Here is a 15344-nt window from a genome sequence, read left to right on the forward strand (position 1 = left end):
CACTGCGGGGCTTTTTTCCAGCTCGGCGATCAGGCCGCGGAGTCGGCGTCGGCCTTGCTGCGGCGCGGCTTCTTCTTGCCGGCCAGCAGGTGCGAGAACACCGCGTGCAGGTCGCCGGAGGCGCCGTCCACGTCCAGGTTCAGCTTGTCGTCGATGTGCGCCATGTGGTGCATCATCAGGGTCACGGCCTTTTCCTTGTCGCCCTTCTCGATGGCGTCGAGGATCTCGTTGTGCTCGTCGAACGAGCAGTGCGAGCGTCCGCCACTTTCATACTGGGCGATGATCAGCGAGGTCTGCGATACCAGGCTGCGCTGGAAGCTCACCAGCGGCGCATTCTTCGCCATTTCGGCGAGCTTGAGGTGGAACTCCCCGGAGAGGCGGATGCCGGCGCCACGGTCGCCACGGGCAAAACTGGACTGTTCCTGCTTCACCATGTCGCGCAGTTCGGCCAGGGCATCGCCGCTGGCGTTGTCCACGGCCAGCTCGGTGATGGCGCGCTCGACGGTGCGGCGGGCGAAGAGAATCTGCCGCGCTTCGTCGATGCTCGGGCTGGCGACCACCGCGCCACGGTTCGGGCGCAGCAGCACGACCTGCTCGTGGGCCAGGCGCGACAGGGCACGACGGATGATGGTGCGGCTGACGCCGAAGATTTCGCCGAGGGCTTCTTCGCTCAGCTTGGTGCCGGGCGCCAGGCGCTGCTCGAGGATGGCGTCGAAGATGTGCGCGTAGACGATCTCGTCCTGCGTGCCGCTGCGGGTCTTGCCATTGCGCGGCTGCTTCCTGATCTGTTGCAACTGGTCGGTCATCGGAGTCGAACCCTGCTCAGCCGGTGGGAACCGGCGCGAAATCCGTGGGGGCTTGGGTGGAGCTGGCCGCGGGCCAGGCATGGGGCACAGTGTACACAAAGTGGCCACTATCGTGCAGCCGTCGCGCGCGACTCGCCATCGGCGCCAATGCCGCGCAGCGAAGGAACATGGCGACCATCAGCCTGCGACCATTCCGATGCTTTGCTTGTAAAAATCTTTCAGCAGGGCACGAAACATTATTTGAAGTTTTTGTACACAACTGCATAATCGCGGCGTGACTTCCTGACCCAAAGGTCAACATTCACACCCTCACAACTCTTTCCGTTAGCGCAAGGGACGCAGGTGAACCAGCCGACGGCGAGAGACCAACAACAAGAGCGTTGAGGAGTACCGCTGTGGAAAGCACCAAACAAGAACAACAAGCCTTTGCAACCAGCCCCCCCGCCACCGGCCTGCTCGAACGCGTGTTCAAGCTCAGCCAGCATGGCACGACCGTGAAGACCGAGCTCGCCGCGGGTCTCACGACCTTCATCACCATGGCGTACATCATCTTCGTCAACCCCAACATCATGGCGGATGCCGGCATCGACCACGGCGCCGCCTTCGTCGCCACGTGCCTCGCCGCAGCGCTGGGCTGCTTCCTGATGGGCCTGTACGCCAACTGGCCGGTGGGCCTGGCGCCGGGCATGGGCCTCAACGCCTTCTTCACCTACACCGTGGTCAAGACCATGAACTACAGCTGGGAGATCGCGCTGGGCGCGGTATTCATCTCCGGCATCGCCTTCATGATCCTGACCTTCTCGCGCGTGCGCGAATGGCTGCTCAACAGCATCCCGGTCAGCCTGCGCTTCGCCATGGGCGCCGGCGTCGGCCTGTTCCTCGGCTTGATCGGCCTGAAGACCGCCGGCATCGTGGTCGCCAGCCCCGCCACCCTGGTCCACCTGGGCGACCTGACCAGCCCCGGCCCGCTGCTCGCCGCCGTCTGCTTCCTGATGATCGCCGTCCTGGAATACCGCCGCGTGTTCGGCGGCATCCTGATCAGCATCCTCACCGTCACCGTGGCCGGCATCGCACTGGGCATCGTCAAGTTCGGCGGCGTGTTCTCCATGCCGCCGAGCCTGGCGCCGACCTTCCTGGCCATGGACATCGCCGGCGCGTTCAACGTGACCATGATCAGCGTGATCCTGGCCTTCCTCTTCGTGCACATGTTCGACACCGCCGGCACCCTGATGGGTGTCGCCCAGCGCGCGCACCTGGTGCGCGAGGACGGCCGCATCGAGAACCTGTCCAAGGCGATGAAGGCCGACAGCACCTCCAGCGCCTTCGGCGCGGTGCTCGGCGTGCCGCCGGTGACCAGCTACGTGGAAAGCGCCGCGGGCGTCGCCGCCGGTGGGCGTACCGGGCTGACCGCCGTCACCGTGGGCGTGCTGTTCGTCGCGGCGATGTTCTTCGCCCCGCTGGCCGGCATGATCCCCGCCTACGCCACCGCGGGCGCGCTGATCTACGTCGCCATGCTGATGATGGGCGGCATGGCCCACATCGACTGGGACGAGCACACCGAGACCATCCCGGCCATCGTCACGGTGATCATGATGCCGCTGACCTTCTCGGTCGCCGATGGCATCGCCCTGGGCTTCGTGACCTACGTGGCGATGAAGGTCTTCACCGGCCGCCACAAGGACGTGACCGTCAGCCTGTACGCGCTGTGCGCGATCTTCGTCGCCAAGTTCATCTTCCTTTAAAGCCATCAACGAACGAGCCCCGGCACAGGCCGGGGCTCGTTCGTTTCGCTGGTGCGCACGGCGCCGCGCCTCAGGACTCCGGCGCGGACGACCAGTTCTCGGCGGTGGTGAAGGTCAGCGTCACCCGCACCTCGGTGCCGCTGCCCGGCTCGCCGAGCACCTCGATCCGCCCGTCCATCATCTCCACCAGGCTCTTGCTCAGCGCCAGGCCGAGCCCGGTGCCGCCCCGCAGGATCAGCTCGCTGTCGATGTGCTGGGAGAACGGCTCGAAGACGCGCTGGCGCTCATCGGCTTCGATGCCGATGCCGGTATCGATGACTTCCAGTTGCACGTCGACGATGCCCTCGCTGCGCCCGCGCGCGATCAACCGGACCAGGATGCCGCCGTGATCGGTGAACTTGAGGGCGTTGCTCAACAGGTTGCTGAGGATCTGCCGCAGGCGCGTCGGGTCGGCCCAGACCAGCGTCTGCCAGGCCTGGTCGAAGTCCGTGTCCAGCCGCAGGCCCTTCGCCTGGGCGCGCTCCTGGATGGCGACGACCTGTTCCTTGACCAGCGCCGCCAGGTCGACCGCCTCCTGCGCCAGCACCAGACGGCCGGACTCCGCGCGGCCCAGGGACTGCACGTCATCCAGCAGGGCGAGCAGGTTGTCGGCGACCGAGCGCGCAACCTGCAGCGGTTCCTGGCGGGACTTCTGCTCGGACTGGTTGAGCGCCAGGTCGATCATCGCGACCATCGACTGAATCGGCCCCTGCAACTCCGAGGCGATGCCGGCCAGGAACTGGCTCTTGCTGCGACTCACGCTCTGCACCCGGGCATTGGCCCCGCGCAGCGAGCGCAGCAGCTCGTCGCGGTCGGTGATATCCACCGAACCGGAGATGGCGCCGATCAGCGTGCCCTGCTCGTCCGTGTAGGGATGGGTCCAGTGGCGAATGACCATGCGCCCCTTGTTGGACATGAACTCCAGGTCGTCTTCGTACGCCTCGCCCTTGCTGACCCGCTCGAGGAAACGCTCGCGCAGGTACTCCACTTCATGGTGATTGGGCAGCAGCAGGTCGTTGGTGTATTTGCCGACGACCTCTTCGAGCGGCAGGCCGAGCATCTCCAGGGCGGAGCGGTTGCCGTACACCAGCCGCGCCTGCAGGTCGCGAATGGTGATGGGATGCGGGATGGCATCGATCACCTTGCGCAGCAGGCCCAGCTCGCGGGATTGCTCGGCATCGAATGCCGGGGCCGGCTCCTCGTGCTCCTCCTTCACCCCGCCCTCGACCAGCCCGTGGCGCCGGCCGATGTCCACCAGCTCCACCAGCGACTTGGCCCGCAGCTTCTGCATCAGGCGCACCTTGTAGGTGCTCACGGTCTTGTCGCTGATCGCCAGTTGATCGGCGATGGCGATGTTGCTCAGGCCGCGCGCCAACAACTGCAGCACCGACAGCTCGCGCACCGACAAGCCACGCAGCAGCTCGCCATGCCCAACCTCCTCGGCCGCCGCGACACTGCCCAGCGCGTGACTGGGAAAATAGCTATGCCCCTGGGTGATGGCGCGGACGGCCTCGCGCACGGCCTGGGGGTTCTCCTGCTTGCTGACGAACCCGGCGGCGCCGGCGGCCAGGCAGCGGCCGGCAAAGTATTCCGAATCCTGCGAGGTGAGCACCAGCACCTTCACCGGAGAATCCTGGGCCACCAGGCGCTGCAACACCTCCAGGCCACCCAGGCGGGGAATGGACAGTTCGAGGATCATCAGGTCCGGCTTGCAGGCGCGTACCTGCTGCAACGCATCGGGGCCGTTGTCCGCTTCGCCGACCACCTCGTGATGGTCCGCCTCCATCATCAGCCGCAAGGCGTGACGGGTGACCGGTTGTTCGTCGACGATAAGAATCCTGCTCATACCACTCCTCGAAACGGATTTTTCCCTCACTCCTTCTAGCCCAATTCCACCCTTCTCGCCTGTGATTCCTACGCATTTCCCTGAACGACGGGCAAAAAAAAGCCCGCAGTGTGGGCGGGCCGAGGAAGACTCCACGAAGAGTCCGGGAAGAACCTATGGGCGGGGACTAGCTGCCGCGATAGGTGGAATAGCTGTAGGGGGAGATCAGCAGCGGCACGTGGTAGTGGTCGCTTTCCGAGGCGATGCCGAAGCGCAGCACGACCTGGTCGAGGAACGCCGGCTGGGGCAGCTCGACGCCACGGGCGCGGTAGTAGTCGCCAGCGTTGAACAGCAGCTGGTAGACGCCGGCGCGGAAGTCGTCGCCCTGCAGCAGCGGCTCGTCGCAGCGGCCGTCGTCATTGGTCACGCGGGTGGCGATCAGCTCCAGCTGCTGGCCTTCGACGCGGTACAGCTCGACGGTGATGCCGTGGCCGGGGCAACCGTGGGCGGAATCCAGTACGTGGGTGGTCAGGCGTCCCATGGGCTTAACGGTGTCCTGCGGCGGAGCCGGCCGACACCTTCCTCCTCTGTCTTGTTGATACGAATGGGCGGGCGGCCATCGAGGCCGCCCGCGGATGCGTTTGGTGTCTGCGAATATACCCAGCAGCACGGACGATTGTATACAAAAAACTGATTCAGCTCTGCAAAAAGCCTCTGCCGCCCGCCTCGCTCCGAGGCTACCCGATGGCGCAAAAAGGCCCGCCACAAGGCATGGATGCTGGAGATATCGGGCATCCGCAGCCCGTCGAGCGCTGACGAACGGAATGAAACGACCGTTGCGCGGATTGTATTTACAGACTGCCTGACATTTTGTATACAATGCACCCATCAACGGCAGCGCACAGTCCACCGACCCGGCGCCGACCGCCAACCACAAGAAGGAACACTGCAGTGAGCGCTGATTACCCACGCGACCTGATCGGTTACGGCAACAACATCCCCCACCCGCACTGGCCCAACGATGCCCGCATCGCCCTGTCCTTCGTCCTCAACTACGAAGAAGGCGGCGAGCGCAACATCCTCCATGGCGACGCCGAATCCGAAGCCTTCCTCTCCGAGATGGTGGCCGCGCAGCCGCTCAAGGGCGAGCGCAACATGTGCATGGAGTCGCTGTACGAATACGGCAGCCGCGCTGGCGTGTGGCGCCTGCTCAAGCTGTTCAAGAAGTACGACCTGCCGCTGACCGTGTTCGCCGTGGCCATGGCCGCCCAGCGCCACCCCGAAGCGATCCGCCAGATGGTCGCCGACGGCCACGAGATCTGCAGCCACGGCTACCGCTGGATCGACTACCAGTACATGGACGAAGCGCAGGAGCGCGAGCACATGCTCGAGGCCGTGCGCATCCTCACCGAGCTGACCGGCCAGCGTCCGCAGGGCTGGTACACCGGCCGCCTGGGCCCCAATACCCGCCGCATCGTCCGCGAGGACGGCAACTTCCTCTACGACTCCGACACCTACGACGACGACCTGCCCTACTGGGACCCGGCCAGCACCGCCGAGAAGCCGCACCTGGTGATCCCCTACACCCTGGACACCAACGACATGCGCTTCACCCAGGTGCAGGGCTTCAACAAGGGCGACGACTTCTTCGAATACCTCAAGGACGCCTTCGACGTGCTCTACGCCGAGGGCACCGAGGGCGCGCCGAAGATGCTGTCCATCGGCATGCACTGCCGCCTGCTGGGCCGTCCGGCGCGTATGGCCTCGCTGGAGCGTTTCATTCAGTACGTTAAAGGTCACGAGAAGGTGTGGATCACCCGCCGCGTCGACATCGCCCGTCACTGGTACGAGCACCACCCGTTCAAAGCGCAGGAGAACAAGGCATGAGCCGCTTCCAGACCCTGACCCCGGCCAGCCTCGACCGCGCCGCTTTCGTCGCCGCCTTCGCCGACATCTACGAGCACTCGCCGTGGGTCGCCGAGAAGGCCTATGACCTGGGCGTCGACGACAGCCTGAACGACATCGAGCGGCTGCAGCAGCGCATGGCTGACATCCTCCTGTCCGCCAGCCGCGAAGCCCAGCTGGCGCTGATCAACGCGCACCCGGACCTCGCCGGCAAGGCCGCGGTGCGTGGCGAGCTGACGGCCTCCAGCACCGCCGAACAGGCCGGCGCCGGCATCCAGGACTGCACCGCCGAGGAGTTCGCCCGCTTCACCCAGCTCAACGACGCCTACAAGGCCAAGTTCGGCTTCCCCTTCATCAAGGCGGTGAAGGGCAGCAACCGCCACCAGATCCTGGCGGCGTTCGAAGAACGCATCCACAACACGCCGGAGCAGGAGTTCCAGACCGCCCTGGCGGAGATCAACAAGATCGCGATGTTCCGCCTGCAGCAGCTCTGAGCGAGCGGACCTCCACTCCCTTCTCCACGAAGGGGACCCAAGCGAACAACGATATAAGAAGACCAGCCATGCGTACCCTGAAGATCGAGCCGTTGACCAAGGAAGCCTTCGCACCGTTCGGTGATGTCATCGAGACCGAAGGCAGCGACTTCTTCATGATCAACAACGGCTCCACCCGCCGTTATCACAAGCTCGCCACCGTCGAAACGGCGCAGCCCGATGACAAGGCGATCATCAGCATCTTCAGCGCCGAGTCCCTGGAGATGCCCTTGCGCATCCGCATGCTGGAACGCCATCCGCAGGGCAGCCAGGCGTTCATACCGCTGCTCGGCAACCCCTTTCTGATCGTGGTCGCGCCACTTGGCGATGTACCTGTATCGGGCCTCGTCCGCGCTTTCCTGTCCAACGGCAAGCAGGGCGTCAATTACCACCGCGGCGTTTGGCACCACCCGGTGCTGACGATCGAAAAGCGGGATGACTTCCTGGTGGTCGATCGCAGCGGTTCTGGCAACAACTGCGACGAGCATTTCTTCACCGAGGACGAACAGCTCCTCCTCGACCCCCAATGAGGTTCCTACTGAGCGTCGTCGAGTGACGATGAGGCAAGGCGAAAGGCGGCGAGGCAAGCGCAGTTTACGCTTGTAAATGAGCATCCGAGCCGGCTTTCAACGCAGCAGCATCACCACGAAGACACGCGCAGGTGGAAACTGAACTAATAAGAGAGGCCCGCGCATTGCGACGGCAAAGTCCGGGCAAGAGGTAAAAAACTGTGGAAGCACATCTCATCGAATGGCTGAACCTGCTGGTCCGCTGGATCCATATGATCGTGGGTATCGCGTGGATCGGCGCCTCGTTCTACTTCGTCTGGCTGGAAAACAACCTCAACCGCGTCAACCCGCGCGAGGGGCTTTCCGGTGACCTCTGGGCGATCCACGGTGGCGGTATCTACCACCTGGAGAAGTACAAGCTCGCCCCGCCGAAAATGCCGGACAACCTGCACTGGTTCAAATGGGAGGCCTACTCGACCTGGCTGTCGGGTGTCTGCCTGCTGACCATCGTGTTCTACCTGAACCCGACCCTGTACCTGATCGCCCCGGGCAGCGACCTGGCACCGGCGGCCGCCGTGGCCATCGGCATCGGCTCGCTGATCGCCGGCTGGTTCGTCTACAGCACGCTGTGCGACTCCCCGCTGGGCAAGACCCCTGCCCTGCTCGGCGCCATCCTGTTCGGCCTGCTGGTCCTCGCCGCCTACCTGCTCAGCCAGGTGTTCAGCGGTCGCGGTGCGTACCTGCACGTGGGCGCCATCATCGGCACCATCATGGTGGGCAACGTATTCCGCGTGATCATGCCGGCCCAGCGTGCGCTGGTGAAGGCCATCGAGGAAAACCGCGAGCCCGACCCGGTGCTGCCGGCCAAGGGCCTGCTGCGTTCGCGCCACAACAACTACTTCACCCTGCCGGTGCTGTTCATCATGATCAGCAACCACTTCCCGAGCACCTACGGCAGCCACTACAACTGGCTGATCCTGGCGTGCATCGCGGCGCTGGCGGTGATCGTGCGTCACTACTTCAACACCCGTCACGAAGGCAACGGCATGGCCTGGGCCCTGCCCGCCGGCGCCGTCGGCATGATCGCCCTGGCCTTCGTCACCGGCCCGAACTGGCCGAGCAGCGACGCCTCCTCCAGCACCGCGCAGGCTCAGAAGGTCGAGTACCAGCCGCTGCCGGAAACCGCCATCGGCGGCAAGACCCCGGCCGAGCGCGTCAAGGACGAGGAAGCCGCCAAGGCCGCCGCCGCGCAGCAGGCGCAGGCCGCCCCGGCCCAGGCGTCCGCCGCGGGTTCGGGTGAAGGCTTCGACAAGGTCCACCACGTCATCCAGGAACGCTGCGCCGTGTGCCACTCGGCCAAACCGACCAGCAACCTGTTCAGCACCGCGCCGGCCGGCGTGATGTTCGACACCCCGCAGCAGATCCAGCAGCTCGCCCCGCGCATCCAGGCGCAGGCCGTGGCCTCGCAGGTTATGCCGCTGGGCAACATCACGCAGATGACCCCGGATGAGCGCAAGCTCATCGGCGACTGGATCGCCAAGGGCGCCCAGGTTAATTGAGCCTGCGGCACGGCCAGAAAAACCGCACCTTCGGGTGCGGTTTTTTTATGCCCGTGCGATACCGGATCTGTAGGAGCGAGCTTGCTCGCGAACAAACCATCAGCGCACGCCGGATCGATCGGGTATGGCCCGGTTCGCGAGCAAGCTCGCTCCTACGAAAAGCGCGCGCTAAACAAAAAATGTAGTCCACTCGACCAATGGCTACAGAAACACCGAAGCCAGGAAACACGCGGCGCAGAGCCCTGCAGCACTACGAAGACAAAACGTGACCGAGCAGTTGTATACAAAAATCGATTGAACGTAATACACATCGCGTTTATAAAGTCCCGCACCGCTTCACCCGCTCGGCCCCGGGGGTGAGATCGGCCAGTACTTCCCGGTTGTCGTGCCCGTCCGGCAACCAGCGACTGACAACAATAAAAACCGAGGTGTTGCATGTCCGTGGTAACTGAGCGCTCCACTACCGGCTCGCCCGTCGACCAGCGTTTGCCCTTGCTGCAGCTGCTGCTGGTCGGCTTCCAGCACGTTCTCCTGATGTACGGCGGCGCCGTCGCCGTCCCGCTGATCGTCGGCCAGGCCGCCGGCCTGTCCCGCGAGGAAATCGCCTTCCTGATCAACGCCGACCTGCTGGTCGCCGGCATCGCCACGCTGGTGCAGTCGCTGGGCATCGGCCCGGTGGGCATCCGCATGCCGGTGATGATGGGCGCCAGCTTCGCCGCGGTCGGCAGCATGGTCGCCATGGCCGGGATGCCCGGCGTGGGCATGACCGGCATCTTCGGCGCGACCATCGCCGCAGGCTTCTTCGGCATGCTCATCGCGCCGTTCATGAGCCGCATCGTGCGCTTCTTCCCGCCGCTGGTGACCGGCACCGTGATCACCTCCATCGGCATGTGCCTGTTCCCGGTGGCGATCAACTGGGCTGGCGGCGGCAAGGCAGCGGCCAACTTCGGCGCCATCGAATACCTCGCCCTGTCGTCTTTCGTGCTGGCGGTGATCCTGCTGATCAACCGCTTCCTCAAGGGCTTCTGGGTCAACGTCTCGGTGCTGATCGGCATGCTGCTGGGCTACATCATCGGCGCCAGCATGGGCATGGTCAGCCTGGACGGCATCGAGCAGCGCCCATGGTTCGACGTGGTGACCCCGCTGCACTTCGGCGCGCCGGAATTCCACCTCGCGCCGGTGCTGTCCATGTGCCTGGTGGTGGTGATCATCTTCGTCGAGTCCACCGGCATGTTCCTCGCCCTGGGCAAGATCACCGACACCGAGATCTGCCCCAACCGCCTGCGCCGCGGCCTGCTGTGCGATGCCAGCGCCTCGTTCGTCGCTGGCTTCATGAACACCTTCACCCACTCCTCGTTCGCCCAGAACATCGGCTTGGTGCAGATGACCGGCGTGCGCAGCCGCTACGTCACCGCCGCCGCCGCACTGTTCCTGATCGCCCTGTCGCTGCTGCCCAAGGCTGCCTTCCTGGTCGCCTCGATTCCGCCGGCGGTACTCGGCGGCGCCGGCATCGCCATGTTCGGCATGGTCGCCGCCAGCGGCATCCGCATCCTCCATGAGGCGGACATCGTCGACCGCCGCAACCAGTTGCTGGTGGCGGTGAGCATCGGCATGGGCATGGTGCCGGTGGTGCGTCCGGACTTCTTCGCCGCCCTGCCCCAGTGGATGGAGCCGATCACCCACAGCGGCATCGCGATGACCGCGATCTGGGCCGTGGTGCTGAACATCCTTTTCAACATCCTCGGCGAGCATGGCCGCGACGCCCTCTGCGGGCATCACTGAGTCCCTTTCGCGGGCGCCTCCCGGACGCCCGCACCCCAGCCGCGTACACTCCTTCGCGGCTTTTTTTATTTTCGCAGCGCTTGGTAGCGAATCGCCCCTGGCGCCGCGGTGCCAACCGGAAACCATCGCGAACTAAGTCCGCTCTTCCCTGTAGGAGCGGGCCATGCCCGCGATCGACGTCCGAAGGATGCTCGTAGGGCGCATAACCTGAAAAAGGTTATCCACCAAAACCCGCACGGCGGATAACGCTGGCGCGTTATACGCCCTACGTTCTGGGGCTCCCTTCTCCCCGCCCTGACTGCGCGCCCGCTCCGAAGGGAGAGGGTTAGGGAGAGGGAATCCCAAGCACGAACTATCAGAAGAAGACAGTTGCTCCTACGCCGCCCGCAGTAGCGGCATCGACCGGCAGCGCCAGGCCCCACCGGGGACTCAGGCTTCCGGCCGGTAGCCCAGGCGCAGGCCTCCCCATTGGCGGCCACGCACATAGATCGGCACCGAGAGGTCGTGCATCAGCTCGCCGGTATCGCGGCAGTAGGTCTGCAGCAGCATCGGCTGGTTGTGGCTACCGCAGCGCACCCCGGTGCGGTCATTGAACAGGCGCTTGCTGCGGCTCTTGAGCATGTCCACCTGCAGGTCGCCCGACGGCGGGTGGCTGAACGCCTGGTTGTGCGTCGGCACGTAGCCCTCGGCAGTGCAGGCGATGGCGAACACCAGCCCTTCATGGCGCTGCAGCAGGTCTTCCTGGATGCGCGGCAGCACCTCGTCGGTGTAGCGATCGAAGCGCGTGCGGTACTTCTGCGGGCGGGTGCCGGGCATCGGCTGGTAGTCACGGTCGAACAGGTCGTCGAAGCCGATCCGTCCGCTTTCCACGTCCGCCTCGAACTTCGCGCCAATGGCCTGGGCGCCAGCGCGGGCAAGGTCATAGGCACGCTGGTGGTAATCGTCCAGCGCCACCTCGGCCAAGCGCTCGCTGATGGTTTCCGCCTGGCTCTCCAACTGCATCGCCGCGTCGGCCAGGCGGTGGGTCTGTTCGTCGCTGGCGCGCAGGTCGCCGCGCACCTGCTCCACCGCCGCGAACAGGCTGTCCAGCTGGTTGCGGTTGATTTCCGCCCCTTCGGCAATCTCGGTGATCTGGGTTTCCACCGTCGCGGCGAGCCCGGCGATGTCCTGCAACTGGCGTCCGGTGCTCTCCACCTGGCTGACGCCCAGGCCCAGCTCATCGGTAAGCTGGCGGATCTGCTCCACCACCTCGCCGGTCTGGCGCTGGATATCCTCGACCATCTGCCCGACCTCGTCGGTGGCCTCGGCGGTGCGCCCGGCCAGGCCGCGCACTTCCTCGGCCACCACGGCGAAGCCGCGGCCATGTTCGCCAGCCCGCGCCGCCTCGATGGCCGCGTTGAGCGCCAGCAGGTTGGTCTGGCTGGCGATGGACTGGATGACCTGGGTAACGCGCTGGATATCCTCGCTGCGCGCATTCAGCGTCTCGATCAGCGCGCGGCTGGCGCTGGCACGCTGGCTGAGCTGATGCATGCGCTGGATCGCCGCCTGCAGCTCGCCACGCCCGGCATCGCTGCCGGCGCGCGCCAGGGTCGCGGCCTCCTTCGCCTGCCGCGCCAGATTCGAGGTGGCGCGCTCGGTGTGGATCATCACCTCCGCGCTGCCGACGATCTGCTCGGCCGCCACCACCTGGGACTCGAGTTTCTCCACCAGGCGTTGCACCGAATAGGACACCCCGGCGGCGGACAACGCATTGCGGCTGGTGCCCTGGGACAGCTCGCGGGTCAACTCGGCGACATCCGGCAATACCGCCAGCGCACCGGCCGGCGCGGTCTTTTCAGGGATGAACCACGGCCCCCAGAGCAGCAGCGCGGCAAGCAGCAGGCACAGCGACAAGGGCCAACCGCCCAGCGACTGGGCGATGAACAGCAGCACCAGGCCGCAAGTCTGCAAGGTAAGGATGAGGACGATACGCGGACGCGCGATATCCATGGCGGCAGCTCTCTTCTGGCGGGCCCTACCGCTGCGCAGCGCGGGCGCGCTGCCGGGGAGCCCGATTATTCTTGTCAGAGCCATTAGGCCGCCTGCTTCAGCCGGCGGCTATCGTTCCTTAGTGGTAGACGAGACGCTGCTTGAGTCGCTACAGACAGCTGCGCGCGGCGAGCGTGATCGCATCGTCCGCCGCCGGCGCGTCGCGACGATACAGCGCCACCGCGCTGCCCTTGTCCGCCGCCGTCGTTTCCAGCAGCACCTGCGCGGCATCCCCCGACGCGGCCGGCAGCAGAAGCCGGTAGCCGAAGCGGATCTCCGTCACGCTTGCGCCGGGCCGGATCGCCTGCCACTTCGGCAGCAGGCAGGTTATGTACACCGACGGCGACGTGCCGCTTTCCAGCCGCAGCGCCGGCGCCTCCTCCTTTAGCAGGCCCGGCGAGGTACATCCGGACAGCCCTGCCAATAGCAGCATTACACGCAGCCTCATCAGCTGATTCCTATCTGGAAAGAGTGGCTGAGCGTAGTAGCACGCAGCCCCATTTCAAGCGGTCTGGATATGGACCGAAAACATTTGTAACAACTACACTACACGGGATGGCGGAGTGCCATTCCCCGGAATGGAATCCGCACTTCTCAAACTGCATCCAAGGCCATCTTCATGTCGCTTTTTCTCGACGACCGCATGCTGCGCGATTTCGCCACGGAAGACTTCACGCTCCAGCAGCCGTTTCCATGGTTTTCCTTCCAGGACGTCCTGCGGCCGGAAGCCTTCCAGGCCCTGTACGACAACTTCCCGAGCCTGGCGATGTTCGAAAAGCACAACGGGATCCAGCGCGCATATGGGCAGCGGCCCCACAATCGCTACTACCTGGCATTTGAGCAGTCCATCTACAACGATCGCGCGGCCGGCAGCGAGGGCGTGGTTGCACTGAGCGACCTACCAGTGGTCTGGCAGCAGTTCATGCTGGAGCTGCAGGGAAATTCCGAATATGCCGCCTTCGCCAAGCGCATGCTCGGAGTAGAAGACTTCGTCGTGCGCTTTGCCTGGCATGTCGGCGTTGCCGGCTCGGAGGTATCGCCGCACCGCGACAGCCATACCAAGCTGGGCACGCACATCTTCTACTTCAATACCTCGGCGGATTGGCAGCCGGAATGGGGCGGCTCGATCCTGGTGCTCAAGGACAAGCAGGTGCCGCAGGACAACCCCGAGCTGACCGACTTCGCGCAAGCGATCGGCTGCGATATCCGCGACAACCGCAGCTTCCTGTTCAAGAACACCGAGAACGCCTGGCACGGTGTAGAAAAGCTGACCTGCCCCGAAGGCCACTATCGCCGACTGTTCAACGTCGTCTTCGAACCGCGCAAGCGCGCCGACGAGGCGCGCCCCGGCAAACCCAGCGGCTGGCGCCGGCTGTTCCGCGCCGCCTGATCAGGCGGGACGCGCATCCAGCGAGGAAATCATCGGCGCCTTACGAGGCGCCCAGTACTCGCGGGAGGCAGCCCCCAGGGCGCCGGCGAGCGGGAGCCAGAGCCACATCCAGACCACGTTGGGTGCGGCGATGAAGAAATGCATTTCCACCATGAAAACGATCGTCGACGCCGCCAACACCGAGAACCACAGCGGGGCCATGGTCGCGCGGCTGCGCAGGAGCGTCCACAGGCTGGCCAGCAGCATGACCAGTAGCGACGCCAGGCCCACCGCACCGAACTGGTACAGCACCTCCAGATAAAGGCTGTGCGGGTTGTGCACCACCTGGCCGGTACTGAGCACCACATCGCCCAGATCGGTGTGCGCGCCGTGGCCGAACCACCAATGCTCACCTACCCGCTCGATGACCGTCCGCCAGACCTCATCCCGATGGGTCAGCCCCCTGGAGCCGAACTCGTAGGCCAACTGGCGATACCCCCCCACCGCCGCCACAAGCCCTCCCAGCCCGAGTAGCCCCAGCGCCGCCTTGCGCACCCGGCCATGGGTAGCCACCAGCACCAGTACTACGGCGCCGATCAGGGCAGCCATCCAGGCCGCTCGCGAGAAAGTGAAGTAAATGTAGAGGCCTTGCGACAACGCACAGAGACTCCATAGTCCGGCTGCCGGCCAGCGGCGACTGCGCATGGCCAGCCAAAGCGAGACGATGAAGCTGAATGCGTAGTTCATGCCGGCTTCGATGGTGATGCCGAAGTCCGCCACACCTGGCACGCCCGAGTCATGGATGTTCATGGTCCGGTAGGCGAAGGAAAACTCGCCGAGCTGAGCCTTGTGCACCAGCGAGAACAGGGCAAAGCCGGCACCCGCAATGGCCCCGATACCCAGCACGACGCGCCAGAAACGGCCGTCCTGGCCGCCCATGCCAATCACTACCAGGCTGAACAGCAGGATCATCATCAGTTGGCGCATCGAACTGGACGAGTTCGCTGCCAAGGCATTGGCCAGCAACCCCAGCCAGAACAGACCAAATAACAGAGCCAACACCGACACCCAGCGAGCGCGCTCGCGAATCAGCGCGACCGAACAGGCCAGAACGGACAGGACCGTCATCAACCTCAGCGTCTTTTCCCAATTGCCCGAATCGGTGGGCCACCAGAACCGCCCGATCAACAGGCTCACCAGCAAAATGCCAGTGAGGACGACACCTACTACCTTCAATCCCGGTGCAA

The 15344-nt window shown here is 64.9% G+C and carries 13 protein-coding genes; 7 read left to right on the forward strand and 6 right to left on the reverse strand.

Annotation, left to right across the window (positions count from 1 at the left end):
* Positions 1 to 29: 29 nt before the first annotated feature.
* On the reverse strand, positions 30 to 806 hold the full coding sequence (locus tag ACNFIA_RS24525; RefSeq protein ID WP_259755919.1) for a GntR family transcriptional regulator: 777 nt from the start codon (positions 804 to 806) through the stop codon (positions 30 to 32).
* A 395-nt stretch (positions 807 to 1201) separates the two neighbouring features.
* On the opposite strand from ACNFIA_RS24525, the gene ACNFIA_RS24530 reads away from it, so the two are divergent.
* Positions 1202 to 2548: an NCS2 family permease gene (locus tag ACNFIA_RS24530; protein WP_259755921.1), complete on the forward strand. Its 1347-nt coding sequence runs from the start codon at positions 1202 to 1204 to the stop codon at positions 2546 to 2548.
* Between the two features lie 70 nt (positions 2549 to 2618).
* On the opposite strand, the gene ACNFIA_RS24535 is transcribed toward ACNFIA_RS24530, so the two are convergent.
* Together ACNFIA_RS24535 and uraH are read right to left on the reverse strand one after the other, a co-directional pair.
* Complete coding sequence (locus tag ACNFIA_RS24535; RefSeq protein ID WP_416789474.1) at positions 2619 to 4433, reverse strand: ATP-binding protein; 1815 nt, start codon at positions 4431 to 4433, stop codon at positions 2619 to 2621.
* Between the two features lie 166 nt (positions 4434 to 4599).
* The gene (gene uraH, locus ACNFIA_RS24540; protein WP_259755923.1) at positions 4600 to 4953 is read right to left on the reverse strand and encodes a hydroxyisourate hydrolase; all 354 of its coding nucleotides are present in this window, start codon (positions 4951 to 4953) and stop codon (positions 4600 to 4602) included.
* 410 nt (positions 4954 to 5363) lie between these two features.
* Here uraH and puuE point away from each other — a divergent pair, with 410 nt between their 5' ends.
* The 5 genes from puuE (at position 5364) to ACNFIA_RS24565 (ending at position 10700) form a co-directional block, all read left to right on the forward strand.
* Positions 5364 to 6299: an allantoinase PuuE gene (puuE, locus tag ACNFIA_RS24545; RefSeq protein ID WP_416789478.1), complete on the forward strand. Its 936-nt coding sequence runs from the start codon at positions 5364 to 5366 to the stop codon at positions 6297 to 6299.
* The gene (uraD, locus tag ACNFIA_RS24550; protein WP_416789482.1) at positions 6296 to 6811 is read left to right on the forward strand and encodes a 2-oxo-4-hydroxy-4-carboxy-5-ureidoimidazoline decarboxylase; all 516 of its coding nucleotides are present in this window, start codon (positions 6296 to 6298) and stop codon (positions 6809 to 6811) included. Before puuE ends, uraD begins: the two co-directional genes overlap by 4 nt.
* Positions 6812 to 6879: 68 nt before the next feature.
* The gene (locus ACNFIA_RS24555) at positions 6880 to 7380 is read left to right on the forward strand and encodes an ureidoglycolate lyase (RefSeq protein ID WP_254475879.1); all 501 of its coding nucleotides are present in this window, start codon (positions 6880 to 6882) and stop codon (positions 7378 to 7380) included.
* Positions 7381 to 7580: 200 nt separating this feature from the next.
* Complete coding sequence (locus ACNFIA_RS24560; protein WP_416789487.1) at positions 7581 to 8918, forward strand: urate hydroxylase PuuD; 1338 nt, start codon at positions 7581 to 7583, stop codon at positions 8916 to 8918.
* 435 nt (positions 8919 to 9353) lie between these two features.
* Complete coding sequence (locus ACNFIA_RS24565) at positions 9354 to 10700, forward strand: nucleobase:cation symporter-2 family protein (protein WP_259755931.1); 1347 nt, start codon at positions 9354 to 9356, stop codon at positions 10698 to 10700.
* 429 nt (positions 10701 to 11129) lie between these two features.
* Here ACNFIA_RS24565 and ACNFIA_RS24570 read toward each other — a convergent pair whose 3' ends face one another.
* Positions 11130 to 12773 carry a methyl-accepting chemotaxis protein gene (locus ACNFIA_RS24570; RefSeq protein ID WP_416789490.1) on the reverse strand — a complete coding sequence of 548 codons (1644 nt, stop codon included), beginning with the start codon at positions 12771 to 12773 and terminating at the stop codon, positions 11130 to 11132.
* A gap of 64 nt (positions 12774 to 12837) precedes the next feature.
* Complete coding sequence (locus tag ACNFIA_RS24575; RefSeq protein WP_416789493.1) at positions 12838 to 13176, reverse strand: hypothetical protein; 339 nt, start codon at positions 13174 to 13176, stop codon at positions 12838 to 12840.
* A 171-nt stretch (positions 13177 to 13347) separates the two neighbouring features.
* Here ACNFIA_RS24575 and ACNFIA_RS24580 point away from each other — a divergent pair, with 171 nt between their 5' ends.
* Positions 13348 to 14118, forward strand: a complete 771-nt coding sequence (locus tag ACNFIA_RS24580) for a 2OG-Fe(II) oxygenase (RefSeq protein WP_416789496.1) — start codon at positions 13348 to 13350, stop codon at positions 14116 to 14118.
* On the opposite strand, the gene ACNFIA_RS24585 is transcribed toward ACNFIA_RS24580, so the two are convergent.
* Positions 14119 to 15294, reverse strand: a complete 1176-nt coding sequence (locus tag ACNFIA_RS24585) for an O-antigen ligase family protein (RefSeq protein ID WP_416789499.1) — start codon at positions 15292 to 15294, stop codon at positions 14119 to 14121.
* Positions 15295 to 15344: the final 50 nt, after the last annotated feature.

It is taken from the genome of Pseudomonas sp. NY15437 (assembly GCF_048068435.1).
Taxonomy (GTDB): domain Bacteria; phylum Pseudomonadota; class Gammaproteobacteria; order Pseudomonadales; family Pseudomonadaceae; genus Pseudomonas; species Pseudomonas nitroreducens_B.